Source organism: Stenotrophomonas sp. YJH_SMC_29 (assembly GCF_059371235.1).
Map to the genome: position 1 here is coordinate 15550 of NZ_JCAFUK010000024.1, position 17323 is coordinate 32872.

A 17323-nucleotide genomic window follows, 5' to 3' on the forward strand; every position below is an offset into this window, starting at 1 on the left:
GCGTCCTCAGAAGTCCTGCTGCAGGCTCAGGTAGGCGCCCCGGCGCGGGCCCCACTGCGGGGCGAACACGCCGACGCCACCGCCATCACGCAGCTGGTAGCTGCGGTCCAGTGCGTTGATCAGGGCGAGTTGCACGTGCAGGGGATGGCCACTGTCGGCGTTGAAGTCATGCCCGGCGCTGAGGTTCACCTGCAGGTAGGACGGCAGTTCGCCGCCGTTGGGCACGCCGTCGGGGTCCGAGCGCAGGCCGCTGCCGAACAGGTAGTTGGCACCGATCCGGTTGTGCCCGGCAAAGGCGTAGCTGAAGCCGCCCGAAGATGTCAGTTTCTGGTCGTGGTCGAGGTGGATCCAGTGGTTGGCCACATAGGCCAGTGCGTCCGGGTCGAGGTTGTACTGGCTGGTGATGACCTGGGTGCCGATCGCCTTGTTGTAGGCCGCGTTGAAGTAGGCGCTGAACGGGCCGTTGCTGTAGTCGGCGCTGAACTCCAGCCCACGGATGTGGCCACGGCGATAGTTGAACGTCGAGTAGATGTAGGCGGCGCCGAACTGGCCTTCGTCCTGCAGGCGCGCAACGCGGCGGTCGTAGGCGTCCAGGCCCAGGGTCAGGTGGTCGCCCAGCTGCTGCGAGATGCCGATGTCGTAGTAGTCGCTGCGTTCGGCCAGGGGCGTGTTGTTGCCGCCGCTGGGCTGCTGGTTGGTGGTGCCGTCGTACAGCGCGATGTCGCTGCTGGCAATCAGCTCACTGGCCGGCGGCGTGAAGTAGCGCGCGTAGCCCGCATGCACGGTGGTACGGTCGCTGGCATTCCAGACCACGCCTGCGCGCGGGCTGAGCTGGCCCTCGGTGCGTCCAAACGCCTTGTAGCGATCGCCGCGCAGGCCGTAGTTGACGGTCCAGTCGTCGCCGATCTTCCACTCGTCCTGTACGTACATCGCCAGCGTGCTGGCGTGGAAGGCGCTGCGGTCTGGAATCAGCAGTGGCGTGGTGCTGGATTGCTGGCCGGCGCCATCGACCGGGAACACCCAGCTGTTGTTGCTGGCGCGCGCATTCTCGTAGTTGCCGTACAGGCCGTAGCGCAGCGTGTGGTCATTGCCCAGCGGGGTGGAGAAGTCGGCCTGCAGCGTGTTGGCGCGGTTGCTGCGCTGCACCTGTGAGGCGACGCCACTGAACACCAGGTCGCCGATGACATCCGGATGGAATGCCACATCGCTGTAGCGCTGGCCGGCCGAGAGCTGATAGGCGGTGCTGCCCAACGTGCCCTGCAGCACCAGCATGCCGAAGCGGGTGGCCTCGCGCTGGGTTTCATCCAGCTGGCTGGAGTCGAAGGCGGTGGTATCGAGGTAACCGAACTGCGGCGTCTGCCCGGGGTTGACCGGGATCTGGAAGCGATTGTTGGCAAAGCCGGCGAACACGCTCAGGCGCGTGTTCTCGTTGACCAGGTAGGTGAGGTCGGCGAAGGCCTTGCCCTGGTGGGTGTCGTCGTGCTGCGGCTTGCGCGTGCTGGTCGGGTTCTCCAGGCCCACCTCGTTCTGGTCGTAGTTGCCGGTCAGGAACCAGCTCCAGCGCCCCTGGTTGCCCCACCAGGAGGCATTGGGATTGATCTTGCCGAACGCGCCTGCGGTCAGCCCGGCGCTGCCGCCATTGCCAAGCTCGGCGCCGCTGCGGGTGGTGATGTCGACCACCGCTGCCGTGCGTTCGCCGAACTGTGCCGGCAGCGCGCCATCCATCAGGCGGAGGCTCTTGATCGTGCGGGCATCCAGGGTCTGGCCAAAGCCGGAGATCGACTCGGGCAGCAGGACGCCGTTGATGCGGTACTGCAGATTGGCGTGGTCGCCGCGCACGTGCACGCCGCCGTAGGAATCCTGGACCACGCCCGGGGCCTGCAGCAGCACCTGGCTCAGCGGCGCAGAGGCGCCCAGCGGCTGCTTCTGGATGTCCTCGGCGGTGATCTGGTACTGGCTGCTGCCGATGTCCGGCGACAGCGCATTGCGGGCCTGGTCGAGCTGGGCACTGACGGTGACCGTATCCAGGTCCTTGACCGACGGTTTGCCGTCGTCGGGCGCGGCCGCGAACGCGGGCAGGCTGGCCAGGGCCAGGGCGAAGGTGATGCCGGTAGCGAGCAGGGAGGGCTTCATGGCAGGCGGGCTGTGGAAGGGAGCTGTGGAAGGGAGGGCGGGGCGATTGTTACTTCGTAACAGTGCGTGGCGAATCATGCGCCTGTCCGGGAGCCCCCGGCCATGCGGTTTCTGGCTGATCGCGAGAGCCTTTGCCCGGCGTTCAGCCATGTGCAGGCGGCGGCCGGGCCTTTGCGGCAGCGGTCGGCTCTGCGACCATGAACGCCTTCTCCCCCCCGCCGGAAACCTGCAATGAGCCTGTCCGCCGTTTCGCCTGTTCCCGATCCTGCCGTGACCGCCGTCGGCGCTGCCTGGTCGCCGGAGAGCTGGCGTGGCAAGACCGCGCTGCAGATGCCGACCTACCCCGACCCGGTGGCCTTGGACGCTGCCCTGCACGAGCTGAAGCGGCTGCCACCACTGGTCACGTCGTGGGAAATCCTGGCACTGAAGCAGCAGCTGGCCGAGGCCCAGGAAGGCAAGCGGTTCCTGCTGCAGGGCGGCGATTGCGCCGAGAACTTCAGCGACTGCGAATCCGGCACGATTTCCAACCGGCTGAAGGTGCTGCTGCAGATGAGCCTGGTCCTGGTGCATGGGCTGCGCCAGCCGGTGATCCGCGTCGGCCGCTTCGCTGGCCAGTACGCCAAGCCGCGTTCGGCCGATACCGAAACCCGCGACGGCGTGACCCTGCCCAGCTACCGCGGCGACGTGATCAATGCGCCGGCGTTCACCGAGGCGGCGCGCCTGCCCGACCCGAAGCGCATGCTGCAGGCGCACGCGCATTCGGCGATGACGATGAACTTTGTGCGCGCGCTGATCGATGGGGGGTTCGCCGATCTGCACCACCCCGAGTACTGGAACCTGGAATGGGTGAGCCATTCGCCGCTGGCCGCCGAATACCAGAAAATGGTGGCGTCCATCGGTGATGCGGTGCACTTCATGGAAACCCTGGCCGGGGCCCGCGTGCACAACCTCAACCGCATCGACTTCTACACCTCGCATGAAGCATTGCTGCTGCCCTACGAGCAGGCGCTGACCCGGCAGGTGCCGCGCCAGCAGGGCTGGTTGAACCTGAGCACGCATTACCCGTGGATCGGCATGCGTACCGCCGCGCTGGAGGGCGCCCACGTGGAGTACCTGCGTGGCGTGCGCAATCCGATTGCAATCAAGGTGGGCCCGTCGGTGTCGCCGGACCAGCTGCTGCGCCTGATCGATGTGCTCAACCCGCATGACGAGCCTGGCCGCCTGAGCTTCATCCATCGCATGGGGGCGGCGCAGATTGCCGAGAAGCTGCCGCCGCTGCTGGATGCGGTCAAGCGCGACGGTCGCCGCGTGCTGTGGGTGTGCGATGCGATGCATGGCAATACCGAGAGCACCGCCAATGGCTTCAAGACGCGCCGCTTCGACAACGTGCGCGGCGAAGTGGAGATGTCGTTCGATCTGCATGCGGCGGCAGGCACGCGCCTGGGCGGTGTGCACCTGGAGCTGACCGGCGAGGACGTGACCGAGTGCACCGGCGGCGCGCGCGAGCTGACCGAGCGTGACCTGGAGCGCGCATATCGTTCGACGGTGGATCCGCGGTTGAACTACGAGCAGTCGCTGGAGATCGCGATGGCGATCGTGCGCAAGCAGGAGCAGGTGCGGTAAGGGGGTTGCGGCAGGGCCTGCAGCCCTGCACCTGCGGACGCAACGGCAACGGTAACGGCCGAAGCAACGGCAACAGCACTCATTCCGTGGGATGGCGGGGCGGTGTCGGAGTGCGGGGACGCTGCAAGTACGTCCCTGTAAGCTTGGCAGCCGCATCCATGCGGCTGACACCCCGCACTCCGACACCGCCCCACCTTTGACAGATTCCCGCGGCTGTTGGTAGGTGTCGACCTTGGTCGACACGGTAGATCCACGCCATGCGTGGATGCTTTGGGATTCCAATTCGAAATATTCGATTCCGATGGAGATTCATCCACGCACGGCGTGGATCTACTGCAGATCGCGGGAATCTGTCGAAGGCGGGGTGGGTCCGGTTGCGGGAGTGTCCGCGGCATGGATGCCGCGGCCAAGCCCCCATGGATGGGTTTACGGCGTCTCCCGCAACCGGACCCACCCCGCCATCCCTCGGAATGCACGCTGTTGCTGTTGCCGGCCAGCGGCCGGCACTGCCGCAGGTGCAGGGCTGCACGCCCTGCCGATCAACACCCTGCTTACGAACGACTGACACGGCGCTCATGCGCCATGCGCGACGCTGCCCGTTGGTGTGTTCACGCAGAGGTGGCAAGGGTGCATTGGGAGCGCATGCAGGCCTATGCATGGCCGTTGGGTCTGGCGGTGCTGGTGGGTGGCATCGGCGCCTGGCTGATCCTGTGGATCTATCATCGGCTGAAAGGGCGTGATCGGCGGCGCGCGCGCATCGGTCGCGTGCTTGGATTGCCGATGGCCACCGCATGGCCGCTGCTGCTGTTGATCCCTGCATTGCAGGCCACCCCGCTGCAGGATCCCGTTCTGGGCAACCTGCAACGGGTGCTGCATATCGCGCTGACCGCGTGCTTCATCTGGCTGCTGGTGCGGGCGGTGGCGGCGGGCGAACGGGCCATCCTGCGCAGCCATCCCATCGATGTCTCCGACAACCTGGAAGCGCGCCGCATCCAGACCCAGACCCGGGTACTCAGCCGCGTGCTGATGGGCGGCATCATCGTGCTGGGCGCATCGCTGGTGCTGCTGACGTTCCCGATGGTGCAGAAGATCGGCACCGCATTGCTGGCCTCGGCGGGGCTGATCGGGCTGGTTGCGGGCATCGCCGCCAAGCCGGTGTTCGGCAACCTGATCGCCGGCCTGCAGATCGCAGTGACGCAGCCGATCCGGCTGGATGACGTGGTGATCGTCGAGGGCGAGTGGGGCCGCATCGAGGAGATCGGCAGCAGCTATGTCGTGGTGCGCATCTGGGATGAGCGGCGGATGGTGGTGCCGCTGACCTGGTTCATCGAGAACCCGTTCCAGAACTGGACGCGGCGCAGCGCCGACCTGCTCGGCACCGCGTTCCTGTGGCTGGACTATCGTGCCCCGGTGGCAGCGATCCGTGCCGAGCTGGAGCGCATCTGCCGCGGTGAAGCGCTGTGGGACGGCCGGGTCTGCGTGACCCAGGTGACCGAGACCAGCGAGCGTGCGATCCAGGTCCGCCTGCTGGTCAGCGCGCGCAGCTCCGGCGATGCCTTCGACCTGCGCTGCCTGGTCCGCGAACGCATGCTCGATTTCCTCGCGCGCGAGCATCCGCAGTCGCTGCCGCAGGTGCGTGCGCGGCTGCAGCACGAGGACGAGCAGGACATGCCGCGGGCGCCTCGCGCGCGTACCGCCGATGTGCGTTCGCCGGGTGCTGAAGATGGTGAGGCGGCGATCGTGCCGGTAGAGCTGGAGCCCGAACGGTAGCGCCGGTCGCTGGCCGGCGAGCGTGGTTCTGCCGGCCAGCGGCCGGCACTACCGGAAGCAGGATGTCGCGGCGTTACCGGAGCTCACGGCTCGCCGGCGTCGATCAGCGCATCGGTATCGAAGTGCGGAGGACGCCGCGCGCGGGTGCGCTGTTCGTAGGCGTAGGCCATTTCGATCAGCTTCGGCTCGCTCCAGGCGGTGCCCATGAACAGCAGGCCCACCGGCAGGCCGTTGATCTGGCCCATCGGCACGCTGAGGCTGGGATAGCCGGCCACGGCGGCGGCGCTGTAGCTTTCGCCGGGAAAGTCGTCGCCTTCGCTGCGGATCGGCCACGCCACGCCGGTGGTGGGGGCCACCAGCGCGTCCAGCCGGTGGGCGGCAAGGGCCGCATCGATGCCTTCGGGGCCGGCCAGCCGGCGGGCATCGCTGCGTGCGCGGATGTAGGCGGGGTCGGCCAGGCCAGCGGTAGCCTCGGCTTCCACCAGCAGTTCCTGGCCGAACAGGCCCAGTTCCTGCTTGCTGTGCGCCTGGTTGAAGGCGATCAGGTCGGCCACGCTGCGCACGGGGGCATGGTGGGCGCTGAAGTAGCGCTCCAGCCCGGCCTTGAACTCGTACAGCAGCAGCGTGCGCTCGGCCTCGGCCCAGGCGCCCTGGTTGGGCAGCGTCACCGGCACCACGACCGCACCCGCGCGGCGCAGCTCGGTGGTGGCCTGTTCGATCAGCGGTGGCATGCCGCGGTACGTCAGCAGCGGTGTCTGCAGCAGGCCGATGCGCTTGCCGCGCAGGCCCTGTGGATCCAGCCGCGCGGTGTAGTCGTAGACCGCGCGGCCGGGCATGGTCGCCGTGGCCGGGTCGGCATCATCGCGGCCGGCGATCGCGGTCAGCACAGCGGCGGCGTCGGCGACGCTGCGTGTCATCGGCCCGGCGGTGTCCTGGCTGAAGGAAATCGGGATGATGCCGTCACGACTGACCAGGCCGACGGTCGGCTTGAGCCCGACGATGCCGTTGATCGCTGCCGGGCAGACGATACTGCCGTCGGTTTCGGTGCCGATCGCCACGCTGGCCAGGTTGGACGCGACTGCCACCGCGCTGCCGCTGCTGGAGCCACAGGGCGAGTGGCTCAGGCGATAGGGGTTGCGGGTCTGGCCGCCGCGCGCGCTCCAGCCGGAAATCGAATCATTGCCGCGGAAATTGGCCCATTCGCTGAGATTGGTCTTGCCCAGCACCACCGCACCGGCGTCGCGCAGCCGCCGTACCAGGTACGCGTCATCCGGGCGGAAGCCCTGCAGGGCCAGCGAGCCGGCGCTGGTGGCCATGGGCGCGGCGTTGATGTTGTCCTTCAGCAGCACCGGGATGCCGTGCAGCGGGCCGCGCAGGCGTCCCTCACGGCGCTCGCGGTCGCGTTCGGCGGCGTCCTTCAGGGCATCGGGGTTGAGCTCGATCACCGCGCGCAGGCGGGGCCCGGCGCGATCCAGGGAGGCGATCCGCTGCAGGTAGGCCTGGACCAGGGTGGCGCTGTCCAGCTCGCCGGCGGTCATCTGCGCCTGCAGGTCGGCGACATCGGTTTCAGCGTAGGGGAACGGCACGTTGCGGCTCGCGGGTTCGGCCGCATGCGCGCTGGACGCGGCCGGGCTGCAGCCAGCCGAAAGCAGCGCAGGCAGCGCGGCAAGCAGGCAGGTCAGCAGAGGCGGCAAGGACGGGCGCATGGGGCGGCTTGGTCGGCTCCAATCCCCAGTGTAGCCGGTGCTCAGCGGTGGCGCTTGCGCAGGTCGCGGGCGAGGACGTAGACCACGATCAGGTTGATCGCCAGGATCGTCCACGATGGCCAGCCGGGATGGCGGATGATCGCGAAGATATCGAAAGGCAGGTACAGGGAGGCGGTCAGGCAGCCCAGCCAGGAGGCCCAGGCCTTGGCCCGCCACAGGCCCCAGGCTTCGACCAGGTGCAGCAGGCCGTAGCCGATCATCCCCGCCGCGGCCAGATGGACCGCGTCGGGGCTGATCATGTGCAGCAGCGAGGGCAGGGTGCCATGGTCCGGATCCAGGCTGAAACGCCGGATCAGGACCATGATGCCGTGCCGCAGCGGTTGCGGTCCGAGCACTTCCAGCCCGGTCGCGGCCAACAGCGCCAGCATCGCCTTGCTCGCTTCGAGCAGGGCGATGACGTGCAGACCCGGATGCCGGTGCGGATCCGGGTTGTAGCCGCTCGGGTTCACGGGGTGCTGGCTCAGCCGCCGCGCGAAGCCTTCTTGCGGTCGCTTTCGGTCAGGAACTTCTTGCGCAGGCGGATCTCCTTCGGGGTGATCTCGACCAGCTCGTCGTCTTCGATGAAGTCCAGCGCCTGTTCCAGCGAGTACTTGATCGCCGGGGTCAGCTGGATCGCATCGTCCTTGCCCGAAGCGCGCATGTTGGTCAGCGGCTTGGTCTTGATCGCGTTGACGGTCAGGTCGTTGTCCTTGGAGTGGATGCCGACCAGCTGGCCTTCATACACGTTGTCGCCTTCGGCAGCGAAGAGCTTGCCGCGCTCCTGCAGCGGACCCAGCGAGTAGGCGGGGGTGACGCCCGGCGCATTGGCGATCATCACGCCGTTGATGCGCTTGGCGATCGCGCCCTGTTCCTTCGGACCGTAATGGTCGAACACGTGGAACAGCAGGCCCGAGCCCTGGGTCAGGGTCTTGAACTCGTTCTGGAAACCGATCAGGCCACGGGCCGGGATCTGGTACTCCAGGCGCACACGGCCCTTGCCGTCCGGCTCCATGTTCTTCAGCTGGCCCTTGCGGGTGCCGAGCTTTTCCATCACGCCGCCCTGGTGCACTTCCTCGATGTCGACCACCAGCTGCTCGATCGGCTCCATCATCTGGCCGTCGATTTCCTTGATGATCACTTCCGGGCGCGACACGGCCAGCTCATAACCTTCACGGCGCATGTTCTCGATCAGCACCGACAGGTGCAGTTCGCCGCGGCCGGAGACCAGGAACTTGTCGGCGTCTTCCAGCTGTTCCACCTTCAGGGCCACGTTGTGGACCTGTTCGCGGTCCAGGCGGTCCTTGATCTGGCGGCTGGTCAGGAACTTGCCACCGGACAGGTCCTTGTTGCCGGCGAACGGCGAGTTGTTGACCTGGAAGGTCATCGAGATGGTCGGCTCGTCGACGGTCAGCGCCGGCAGGGCTTCGGGGGTGTCCGGGTGGCACAGGGTGTCGGAGATGGTCAGCTCCGGAATGCCGGAGATGGCCACGATGTCACCGGCTTCGGCGGTGTCCTGCTCGATGCGCTCCAGGCCCAGGAAGCCCAGCACCTGGGCGACCTTGCCGTTGCGCTTCTTGCCTTCACGGTCGATGACGGCGACCTGCATGTTCTTCTTCAGGGTGCCGCGCTGGATGCGGCCGATGCCGATCACGCCCACGAAGTTGTTGTAGTCCAGCTGGCTGATGCGCATCTGGAACGGGCCTTCCGGGTCCACTTCCGGACGCGGGGCGTGCTGCATGATCGCTTCGTACAGCGGGGTCATGTCGCCGTCGCGCACGGTGTCTTCCAGGCCGGCGTAGCCGTTCAGGGCCGAGGCGTAGACGATCGGGAAGTCCAGCTGCTCATTGGTGGCGCCGAGCTTGTCGAACAGGTCGAAGACCTGGTCGATCACCCATTCCGGACGGGCGCCCGGACGGTCGATCTTGTTGACCACGACGATCGGCTTGAAGCCCATCGCGAAGGCCTTCTGGGTCACGAAGCGGGTCTGCGGCATCGGGCCGTCCATCGCATCGACCAGGATCAGCACGGTGTCGACCATCGACAGCACGCGCTCGACCTCACCGCCGAAGTCGGCGTGGCCGGGGGTATCGACGATGTTGATCCGGTTCTTGATGCCGGTCTTCTTGTCTTCCCAGGTGATGGCCGTGTTCTTGGCCAGGATGGTGATGCCGCGTTCCTTTTCCTGGTCGTTGCTGTCCATCACGCGCTCGGCGAGGACGGTACGCTCGGACAGGGTGCCGGACTGCTTCAGCAGCTGGTCGACCAGGGTGGTCTTGCCATGGTCGACGTGGGCGACGATGGCGATGTTGCGAAGATTTTCGATGGACATACGAAAGGGGGCCAGTCGGCGCCGGATTTGGAAAAAGAAGTCCAACATTATACGTCGAACTTGACGATTCGCGAAAAGGTGGATTTCACGCCGGTCCCGGGCGCCATTCAGGTGGCTGTCCAGCGCCCCGGCCGAGGCTGCCAGGACGGCGGGCGGCGCTGCCCGTCCGGTGGCTGAAGCCGGCGTCTCCACCGATGGTCGAAGCCGCCGCCGCCACGAGGCAGGTGTAAACTAGGGGGCTAGACGCATTCCCCTTTGCATCAAGGATCTTCATGTCCCTCATCGCCACTTTCGACACCACCCAGGGCCCGATCAAGGTCGAGCTGTTCGCCGACAAGGCGCCGCTGACCGTGGCCAACTTCGTGAACCTGGTCAAGCACGGCTTCTATGACGGCCTGATCTTCCACCGCGTGATCGCCGACTTCATGATCCAGGGCGGCTGCCCGCAGGGCCGTGGCACCGGCGGCCCGGGCTACAAGTTCGAAGACGAGAAGAATGGCGTGAAGCACGAGGTCGGCTCGCTGTCGATGGCCAACGCCGGCCCGAACACCAACGGCAGCCAGTTCTTCATCACCCACATCAAGACCGATTGGCTGGACGGCCGCCACACCGTCTTCGGCAAGGTCCTGGAAGGCCAGGCCATCGTCGATTCGGTCAAGCAGGGCGACGTGATCCATTCGATTACCCTGGAAGGCGACGTCGACGCCGTGCTGGCCGCCCAGGCCGAGCGCGTGGCGGAGTGGAACAAGCACCTCGCCGCCTGATCCCCCTTCGAAACGGCCACCCACGGGTGGCCGTTTCCCTGTTCCCCGCCGCCCGCCCGGCCTGCATGGCCACGCCCGCGGCGTCCCATCAAACGCTTGCAAGCAAGAGGAAACCCCCATGAAAGCACCCGTTCGTGTTGCCGTGACCGGCGCCGCCGGCCAGATCGGTTATGCCCTGCTGTTCCGCATCGCCTCCGGCGAAATGCTGGGCAAGGACCAGCCGGTCATCCTGCAGCTGCTGGAACTGCCGGTCGACAAGGCCCAGGCCGCCCTGAAGGGCGTGATGATGGAGCTGGAAGACTGCGCCTTCCCGCTGCTGGCCGGCATGATCGGCACCGACGACGCTGAAGTCGCGTTCAAGGACGCCGACATCGCCCTGCTGGTGGGTGCACGTCCGCGCGGCCCGGGCATGGAGCGCAAGGACCTGCTGCTGGAAAACGCCAAGATCTTCACCGCCCAGGGCGCGGCGCTGAACAAGGTCGCCAGCCGTGACGTGAAGGTGCTGGTGGTCGGCAACCCGGCCAACACCAATGCCTACATCGCGATGAAGTCGGCCCCGGACCTGAAGCCGGAGAACTTCACCGCCATGCTGCGCCTGGACCACAACCGCGCGCTGAGCCACCTGTCGGCCAAGCTCGGCAAGCCGGTCGGTGGCATGGAGAAGCTGGTCGTGTGGGGCAACCACAGCCCGACCATGTACCCGGACTACCGTTTCGCCACCGCCGATGGTGCGTCGATCGCCGATGCGATCAACGACCAGGAGTGGAACGCCAACACCTTCATCCCGACCGTCGGCAAGCGCGGCGCGGCGATCATCGAAGCCCGCGGCTCGTCCTCGGCCGCTTCGGCCGCCAACGCTGCCATCGACCACGTGCGTGACTGGGTGCTGGGCAGCAACGGCAAGTGGGTCACCATGGGCGTGCCGTCCGACGGTTCCTACGGCATTCCGGAAGGCGTGATCTTCGGCTTCGCGGTCACCACCGAGAACGGCAAGTACACCCTGGTCAAGGATCTGCCGATCGACGACTTCAGCCAGAAGTACATCGACAAGACCCTGGCCGAGCTGGAAGAAGAGCGCGCCGGCGTCGCCCACCTGCTGGGCTGATGCAGGCGGTACCGGCTCCGGCCGGTACGTCTTCCATCGAGGTCGGTACCGACCGCTGGTCGGTACTTTTCCTTCAGGGTAGGTACCGACCGCTGGTCGGTACGCAGAGAACGGGGAAGCTTCGGCTTCCCCGTTTGCGTCTGGACGGATACGGAACGGCATGATCCACCTGCACTACATCGACGACGCACTGCTGGTGGCCGAGAAGCCGGCCGGACTGCTGTCCGTGCCCGGCCGCAGTGCCGAGAACCAGGACTGCGTGGTTGCGCGCCTGCAGGCGCTGTACCCGGATGCATTGACCGTGCATCGCCTGGATCAGGTGACGTCCGGCCTGCTGCTGCATGCGCGCGGCAAGGCGATGCAGGCAGCACTGTCGATGCAGTTCGAGCAGCGCCAGGTCGGCAAGCGGTATGAAGCGGTGGTGCAGGGGCTGCTCGAGGGTGATGCCGGCGCAGTGGACCTGCCGTTGATCGTTGACTGGCCGAACCGGCCGAAGCAGAGGGTCGATCACGAATGCGGCAAGCCGGCGCTGACACGCTGGCGCGTACTGGATCGCGATGCTGGGGCGCAGCGCACCCGCGTGGCGCTGGAGCCGGTCACCGGCCGCAGCCATCAGCTGCGCCTGCACATGGCCAGCCTCGGCCATCCCATTGTCGGTGACGTGCTGTACGGCGCCGCCCCGGCGCAACGCGTGCACCTGCATGCGCGCAGCCTGCGGTTCATTCATCCGGTGACGGGCGAGGCGCTCGCGTTCGAGTCCGCGGCTCCGTTCTAGGGGTTCGGCAGGGCTGCGCCCTGCACCCGCGGTAGTGCCGGCCGCTGGCCGGCAACCTCAGAAGCAACAGCGGGCTATCCGTGGGATGGCGGGGCAGTGTGGGTCTGCGGGGACGCCGTAAACCCATCCATGGGGGCTTGGTCGCGGCATCCATGCCGCTCACACCCCGCAAACCCACAGTGCCCTGCCTTCGACAGTTGGCCGGCGGCCAGTAGATCCACGCCATGCGTGGATGCATCTCAATCGGAATCGAATATTCCGAATTGAAATCGAAATGCATCCACGCATGGCGTGGATGTCGACCAAGGTCGACACCCACCAAGGCAGAACGCAGTTCCGACAGATCGCGGCAGTCTGTCGAAGGCGGGGTGGGTCCGGTTGCGGGGGCGTGAGCCGCATGGATGCGGCGACCGAGCCTCCATGGACGGATTCACGGCGTCCCCCGCAACCGGACCCACCCCGCCATCCCACGGGAAACCCGCTGTTGCTTCGGCTGTTGCTTCTGAGGTTGCCGGCCAGCGGCCGGCACTACCGCGGGTGCAGGGCGCAGCCCTGCAGAACAAACCCCACCCCCTACCAAGGTAGGGCGGCCCGCGCGGCAGCGCCGGACTATCCTCGAACCCATGACTTTGTCTGGGAGGGCTGCGTCATGAACTACGAGGAAACCTACCGTCGCTCGATCGACGAGCCGGAGGCCTTCTGGGGCGAGGAAGCCAAGCGCATCCACTGGCATAAACCGCCGCAGCAGGTGCTCGACTACAGCAATCCGCCGTTCCGGCGCTGGTTCGTCGGCGGTGAAACCAATCTCTGCTACAACGCCGTCGACCGCCACCTGGCCGAGCGCGCCGACCAGCTCGCTCTGGTCGCCATTTCCACCGAAACCAACAGCACCCGCGAGATCACCTATCGCCAGCTGTATCGCGAAGTGAACGACTTCGCCGCCGTGCTCAAGCACCTCGGCGTCGGCCACGGCGACCGCGTGGTGATCTACATGCCGAACATGGCGGAAGCCGTGTTCGCAATGCTGGCCTGCGCGCGCATCGGCGCGGTGCATTCGGTGGTGTTCGGTGGCTTTGCCGCGCACAACCTGGCACTGCGCATCGACGACGCCAAGCCCAGGCTGCTGATCGCTGCCGACGCGGGCATGCGCGGTGGCAAGCTGATTCCGTACAAGCCGATGGTCGACGCCGCCTGCGCCGAAGCGGCGTCGCCTCCGCCATACGTGCTGATCGTCTCGCGTGGGCTGGATGCCGCCGAACCGCGCGTGCCGGGTCGCGACGTGGAGTACGCCGCGCTGCGCGCACAGGTGGGTGAAGTCGACGTGCCGGTGCAGTGGCTGGAAGCGAGCGAGCCGAGCTACCTGCTGTACACCTCCGGCACCACTGGCAAGCCGAAGGGCGTGCAGCGCGATGTCGGCGGCTACGCGGTGGCGATGGCGCAGTCGATGGAAACCGTATTCGACTGCAAGCCGGGGCAGGTGATGTTCTCCACCTCCGATGTGGGCTGGGCGGTAGGCCATTCCTACAATGTGTACGGGCCCTTGATCGGCGGCTGCACGTCGCTGCTGTACGAAGGGTTGCCGACGAATCCGGACCCGGGCATCTGGTGGGCGCTGTGCGAGCAGTACAACGTGCGCACCATGTTCTCCTCGCCCACTGCCATCCGCGTGCTGAAGAAGCACGATGCGGACTTCATCCATCGCCACGACCTGCGCGCGCTGAAGTACCTGTTCCTGGCCGGCGAGCCGCTGGACGAACCGACCGCGCACTGGATCAGCGAAGCGCTCGGCAAGCCGATCATCGACAACTACTGGCAGACCGAGACCGGCTGGCCAGCGCTGACCCTGCTGCCGGGCCTGGAAATGAAGCCGGTGCGCTTCGGCTCGCCGGGCTTCCCCAACCTCGGCTACCGGATGAAGGTGATCGACGAGAACACCGGCGAGGAAGTCGCAGCGGGGCAGAAGGGGGTGCTGGTGGTGTCGCCGCCGTTGCCGCCGGGCTGCATGAGCACGGTGTGGAACGACGACAACCGTTTCCTGCAGAGCTACTTCAGCCACTTCAAGGAACTGCTGTACAGCTCGCTGGACTGGGCGATCCGCGACGACGATGGCTACACCTTCATCCTCGGCCGTACCGACGATGTGATCAATGTGGCCGGACACCGGCTGGGCACGCGCGAGATCGAGGAGGCCATTTCGAGCCACCCGCGGGTGGCCGAGGCGGCGGTGATCGGGGTCAAGGACGAACTGAAGGGGCAGGTGCCGCTGGTGTTCGTTACCCTCAAGCAGGGCCTGGATGGCGAGGATCCGGCGCCGGTGGTGGCCGAGATGATGGCCACGGTGACCACCTCGCTCGGCGCGGTCGCGCGCCCGGCGCACGTGCACGTGGTCAACGCGCTGCCCAAGACCCGTTCGGGCAAGCTGCTGCGGCGCTCGTTGCAGGCGCTGGCCGAGCAGCGCGACCCGGGCGACCTGTCGACGCTGGACGACCCCGGCGCGCTGGAAGAGATCCGGCGGGCGCTGGGGCGTTGACCGGGTAGTGCCGGCCACTGGCCGGCACCCCCATCAATCCCGAGGTTGCCGGCCAGCGGCCGGCACTCCCCTCTGCACTTGCGCTAAGCTCGGCCTGTCATCGACCTGCAATACGCGGCGCGCGCCGGGGAAGGCGCGTGCCCTCGGGGGATGGCACACAGGGGGGCGTGCCCGCGAGGGCCCGCCGGCATGGCGCATCGAGGGAGGGGGAGGCAATGGCATTGCTGCACGCCAAGACGGCTGCTGGCCGTCAGGAAATCGAAGACCGTGGCCGGCGCCTGCCGGCGGGGCTGCGCTCGATCCTGCTGATGGTCGATGGCCGTCGCGACGACACTGAACTGCGCGGCCTGTTGGAAGGCCTGCGCGCGCCTGCCGATGCGCTGGAGCAGCTGGCCGCGCAGGGACTGATCGAAGTGATCGGTGGAAGCGCAGACGTGGCGCCCGCACGTGGCCTCAGCACCGGTCGCGAACACGACCCGGCGCTGTACCAGCAGCTGTACGACGCAATGAGCGAGGCGGTGCGGCGTCATCTGGGCCTCAAGGGGTATTTCATGCAGTTGAAGATCGAACGCTGCACCGATGCACTGGCACTGGAACGCCTGTGCCCGGAACTGCTGGCGGCGGTCGCCAAGGCGCGCAGCCCGGCGCTGGCCCAGCGCTGGTGGCAGGAAACCCGGCTGGCCCTGCTGGACACCGGCAGCGAGGTCGTGCAGGCCTGAGCCAACGCTTAAAGTGATCGGTTCACTTCCCCACAAGGAGTCCCGCGTGCAGGACGACCACGACGACACCGATACCCCTGGCTGGGACGCGATCAATGCGGCACTGGCACCGCTGTACGCGGGCCAGGAACCCCGCCACTACGGCACGGCATTGCCGTACACGCTGGGGGGCCAGGATCCACTGGATGGCATCAGCGTGTACTGGGTGGACGCGCCGCTGCCGCATTGGCACTACATCACCTATGGCTTCTCCGAGCTGTATGCCAAGGAGAGCCGCGATGCCGCCGCCAGCGGCTATGGCTTCGAGCTGACCTTCCGCCTCGCGGCCGAAGCCGGCGAGGAAGCCGGCAGCCCGCCACCAGTGTGGCCGATGAACCTGCTGCAGAACCTGGCGCGCTATGTGTTCGGCAGTGGCAACGTGTTCGAGGACGGTCACCACCTCAATGCCAACGGCCCGATCGCGCTGGAGACCGACACGCGGCTGTGCCATCTGGCGTTCATTGCCGACCCGCAGTTGCCGGCACGCGACACCGCCAATGGCCACCTGCAGTTCCTGCAGCTGGTCGGACTGACCGATGAGGAAATGGAGGCAGTCAAGCGCTGGTCCACGCGCGGCGTGCTGCAGGCGTTGCAGCCGGCAATGCCGCTGTGGGTCAGCGACCTGCACCGCGGCAACCTGCTGGAGGACCCGGTGCTGGCGGCTGAGGTGCGGGCCGGCAGCGAGCGCGAAGGCTCCAGCACCGGCATGTTGTTCATCGAGACACTGGACTGGCGCCAGGAGGCGGGCATGACCACGCTGGTGCTTGGCGCCGGCCAGGTGGCGAGCGTGTGCGAACTGCTGCCGCTGCGCCTGCGCCACGGCAGATCGCTGGAACTGGTCAGCCGCGAGCGGCAGTGGGAGTTCATCGCGGACGGGGGCGGTGAAGTGGCGGACGTATCCGCCGACAGCGCGCGCTGGTCACTGGACGAGGCGGGCCTGCAGGCCCTGGCAGGAGTGCGCGCCGAGCGCGGGGTCTACCCGCTGGCAGGAAGGTTGCGTATCGAGGTGGTGCCGACCTACCTGCGCGATGCCAAGGGGGAAGTGATCCGCCAGATCGGCTGATCACGCCAATGACATCGAGGGGGTCGGAGCCGCCTGGTAGCCGATGGGGTCAGAGCCGTTCGCCACGCGAACGGCTCTGACCCCTGACCAAGGTCAGGCCAGGCCTTCGGCCTTCAGCGCGGCCTGCACGCCGGCGTCGGCGTCCATGCGTGCCTTGTAGGCGGCCAGGTTGTCCAGGCCCGACAGGTCGACCTTGGTGCCGGCGGCCCAGCGCAGGGTGATGTAGAAGTACGGGTCGGCGAAGCTGCGGAAGCCGGCCAGCCACGGCTTGTCGGCCAGCTGCCTGTCGGCGGTCTCGAACAGGCCACGCAGGCGCTTGTGCGCGGCGGCGCGGATCGCGTCGTACTGGCCTTCGTCGGCAATGAACTTGCCCGGCGCGAACAGCGGCGAGAAGGCCGGATGCACGTCGGAATTGACGAACGCCAGCCAGCGGGTGGCTTCGGCGCGCTGGCGCGGGCTGCCATCACCGCCGAGGCCGGCCTGCGGGAAGCGATCGGCGATATAGCCCATGATCGCGGCGTTCTGCAGCAGCACGAAGTCGCCGTCGACCAGCGCGGGCACCGCACCGGCCGGATTGATCTTGAGGAATTCCGGACCCTTCAGGGTGTCCTTGTTCAGCAGTTCGACCTCGAACGGCTGGCCGGTCCACTGCAGGGCAATGTGGTCGGCGGTGGAACAGGCACCGGGCTTGCTGTACAGCTTCATGGGAACTCCAGGTGATGCGGGCG

General features: G+C 67.1%; 13 protein-coding genes. 8 read left to right on the top strand and 5 right to left on the bottom strand.

The annotated features are described in order from the left end of the window. Positions 1–6: 6 nt before the first annotated feature. Positions 7–2133 (bottom strand): TonB-dependent receptor, encoded by a 2127-nt coding sequence (locus tag AC5P9I_RS19665; protein ID WP_049470443.1) that lies wholly within the window; start codon positions 2131–2133, stop codon positions 7–9. Between the two features lie 231 nt (positions 2134–2364). On the opposite strand from AC5P9I_RS19665, the gene AC5P9I_RS19670 reads away from it, so the two are divergent. Both AC5P9I_RS19670 and AC5P9I_RS19675 read left to right on the top strand, forming a co-directional pair. After that, complete coding sequence (locus AC5P9I_RS19670; protein ID WP_088476034.1) at positions 2365–3756, top strand: class II 3-deoxy-7-phosphoheptulonate synthase; 1392 nt, start codon at positions 2365–2367, stop codon at positions 3754–3756. Between the two features lie 642 nt (positions 3757–4398). Continuing rightward, the gene (locus AC5P9I_RS19675) at positions 4399–5526 is read left to right on the top strand and encodes a mechanosensitive ion channel family protein (protein WP_176422010.1); all 1128 of its coding nucleotides are present in this window, start codon (positions 4399–4401) and stop codon (positions 5524–5526) included. Between the two features lie 83 nt (positions 5527–5609). On the opposite strand, the gene AC5P9I_RS19680 is transcribed toward AC5P9I_RS19675, so the two are convergent. The 3 genes from AC5P9I_RS19680 to typA are packed head-to-tail and all read right to left on the bottom strand — an operon-like array spanning position 5610 to position 9600. Beyond that, a complete protein-coding gene (locus AC5P9I_RS19680) occupies positions 5610–7232 on the bottom strand; it encodes an amidase (protein ID WP_088476005.1) in 1623 nt (540 codons plus the stop codon). A gap of 41 nt (positions 7233–7273) precedes the next feature. Next, positions 7274–7741 carry a DUF2127 domain-containing protein gene (locus tag AC5P9I_RS19685; protein ID WP_049467554.1) on the bottom strand — a complete coding sequence of 156 codons (468 nt, stop codon included), beginning with the start codon at positions 7739–7741 and terminating at the stop codon, positions 7274–7276. Between the two features lie 11 nt (positions 7742–7752). Then, on the bottom strand, positions 7753–9600 hold the full coding sequence (gene typA / locus AC5P9I_RS19690) for a translational GTPase TypA (RefSeq protein ID WP_049467556.1): 1848 nt from the start codon (positions 9598–9600) through the stop codon (positions 7753–7755). A gap of 272 nt (positions 9601–9872) precedes the next feature. On the opposite strand from typA, the gene AC5P9I_RS19695 reads away from it, so the two are divergent. The 6 genes from AC5P9I_RS19695 to AC5P9I_RS19720 all read left to right on the top strand — a co-directional run bounded on the left by AC5P9I_RS19695 (position 9873) and on the right by AC5P9I_RS19720 (position 16595). Then, positions 9873–10364, top strand: coding sequence for a peptidylprolyl isomerase (locus tag AC5P9I_RS19695; RefSeq protein ID WP_004153629.1), 492 nt, complete (start codon positions 9873–9875; stop codon positions 10362–10364). A gap of 118 nt (positions 10365–10482) precedes the next feature. Further along, entirely contained in the window at positions 10483–11469 is a 987-nt protein-coding gene (locus tag AC5P9I_RS19700) for a malate dehydrogenase (protein WP_495217396.1), read from the top strand. 160 nt (positions 11470–11629) lie between these two features. Then, entirely contained in the window at positions 11630–12244 is a 615-nt protein-coding gene (locus tag AC5P9I_RS19705; protein WP_049467560.1) for an RluA family pseudouridine synthase, read from the top strand. A 649-nt stretch (positions 12245–12893) separates the two neighbouring features. Then, positions 12894–14774: a propionate--CoA ligase gene (gene prpE, locus AC5P9I_RS19710; protein WP_049468319.1), complete on the top strand. Its 1881-nt coding sequence runs from the start codon at positions 12894–12896 to the stop codon at positions 14772–14774. 215 nt (positions 14775–14989) lie between these two features. Next, on the top strand, positions 14990–15493 hold the full coding sequence (locus tag AC5P9I_RS19715; protein ID WP_049468321.1) for a hypothetical protein: 504 nt from the start codon (positions 14990–14992) through the stop codon (positions 15491–15493). Positions 15494–15539: 46 nt separating this feature from the next. Continuing rightward, positions 15540–16595, top strand: coding sequence for a suppressor of fused domain protein (locus AC5P9I_RS19720; RefSeq protein WP_049468323.1), 1056 nt, complete (start codon positions 15540–15542; stop codon positions 16593–16595). A gap of 93 nt (positions 16596–16688) precedes the next feature. On the opposite strand, the gene AC5P9I_RS19725 is transcribed toward AC5P9I_RS19720, so the two are convergent. Then, positions 16689–17300, bottom strand: a complete 612-nt coding sequence (locus tag AC5P9I_RS19725) for a glutathione S-transferase N-terminal domain-containing protein (RefSeq protein WP_032955882.1) — start codon at positions 17298–17300, stop codon at positions 16689–16691. Positions 17301–17323: the final 23 nt, after the last annotated feature.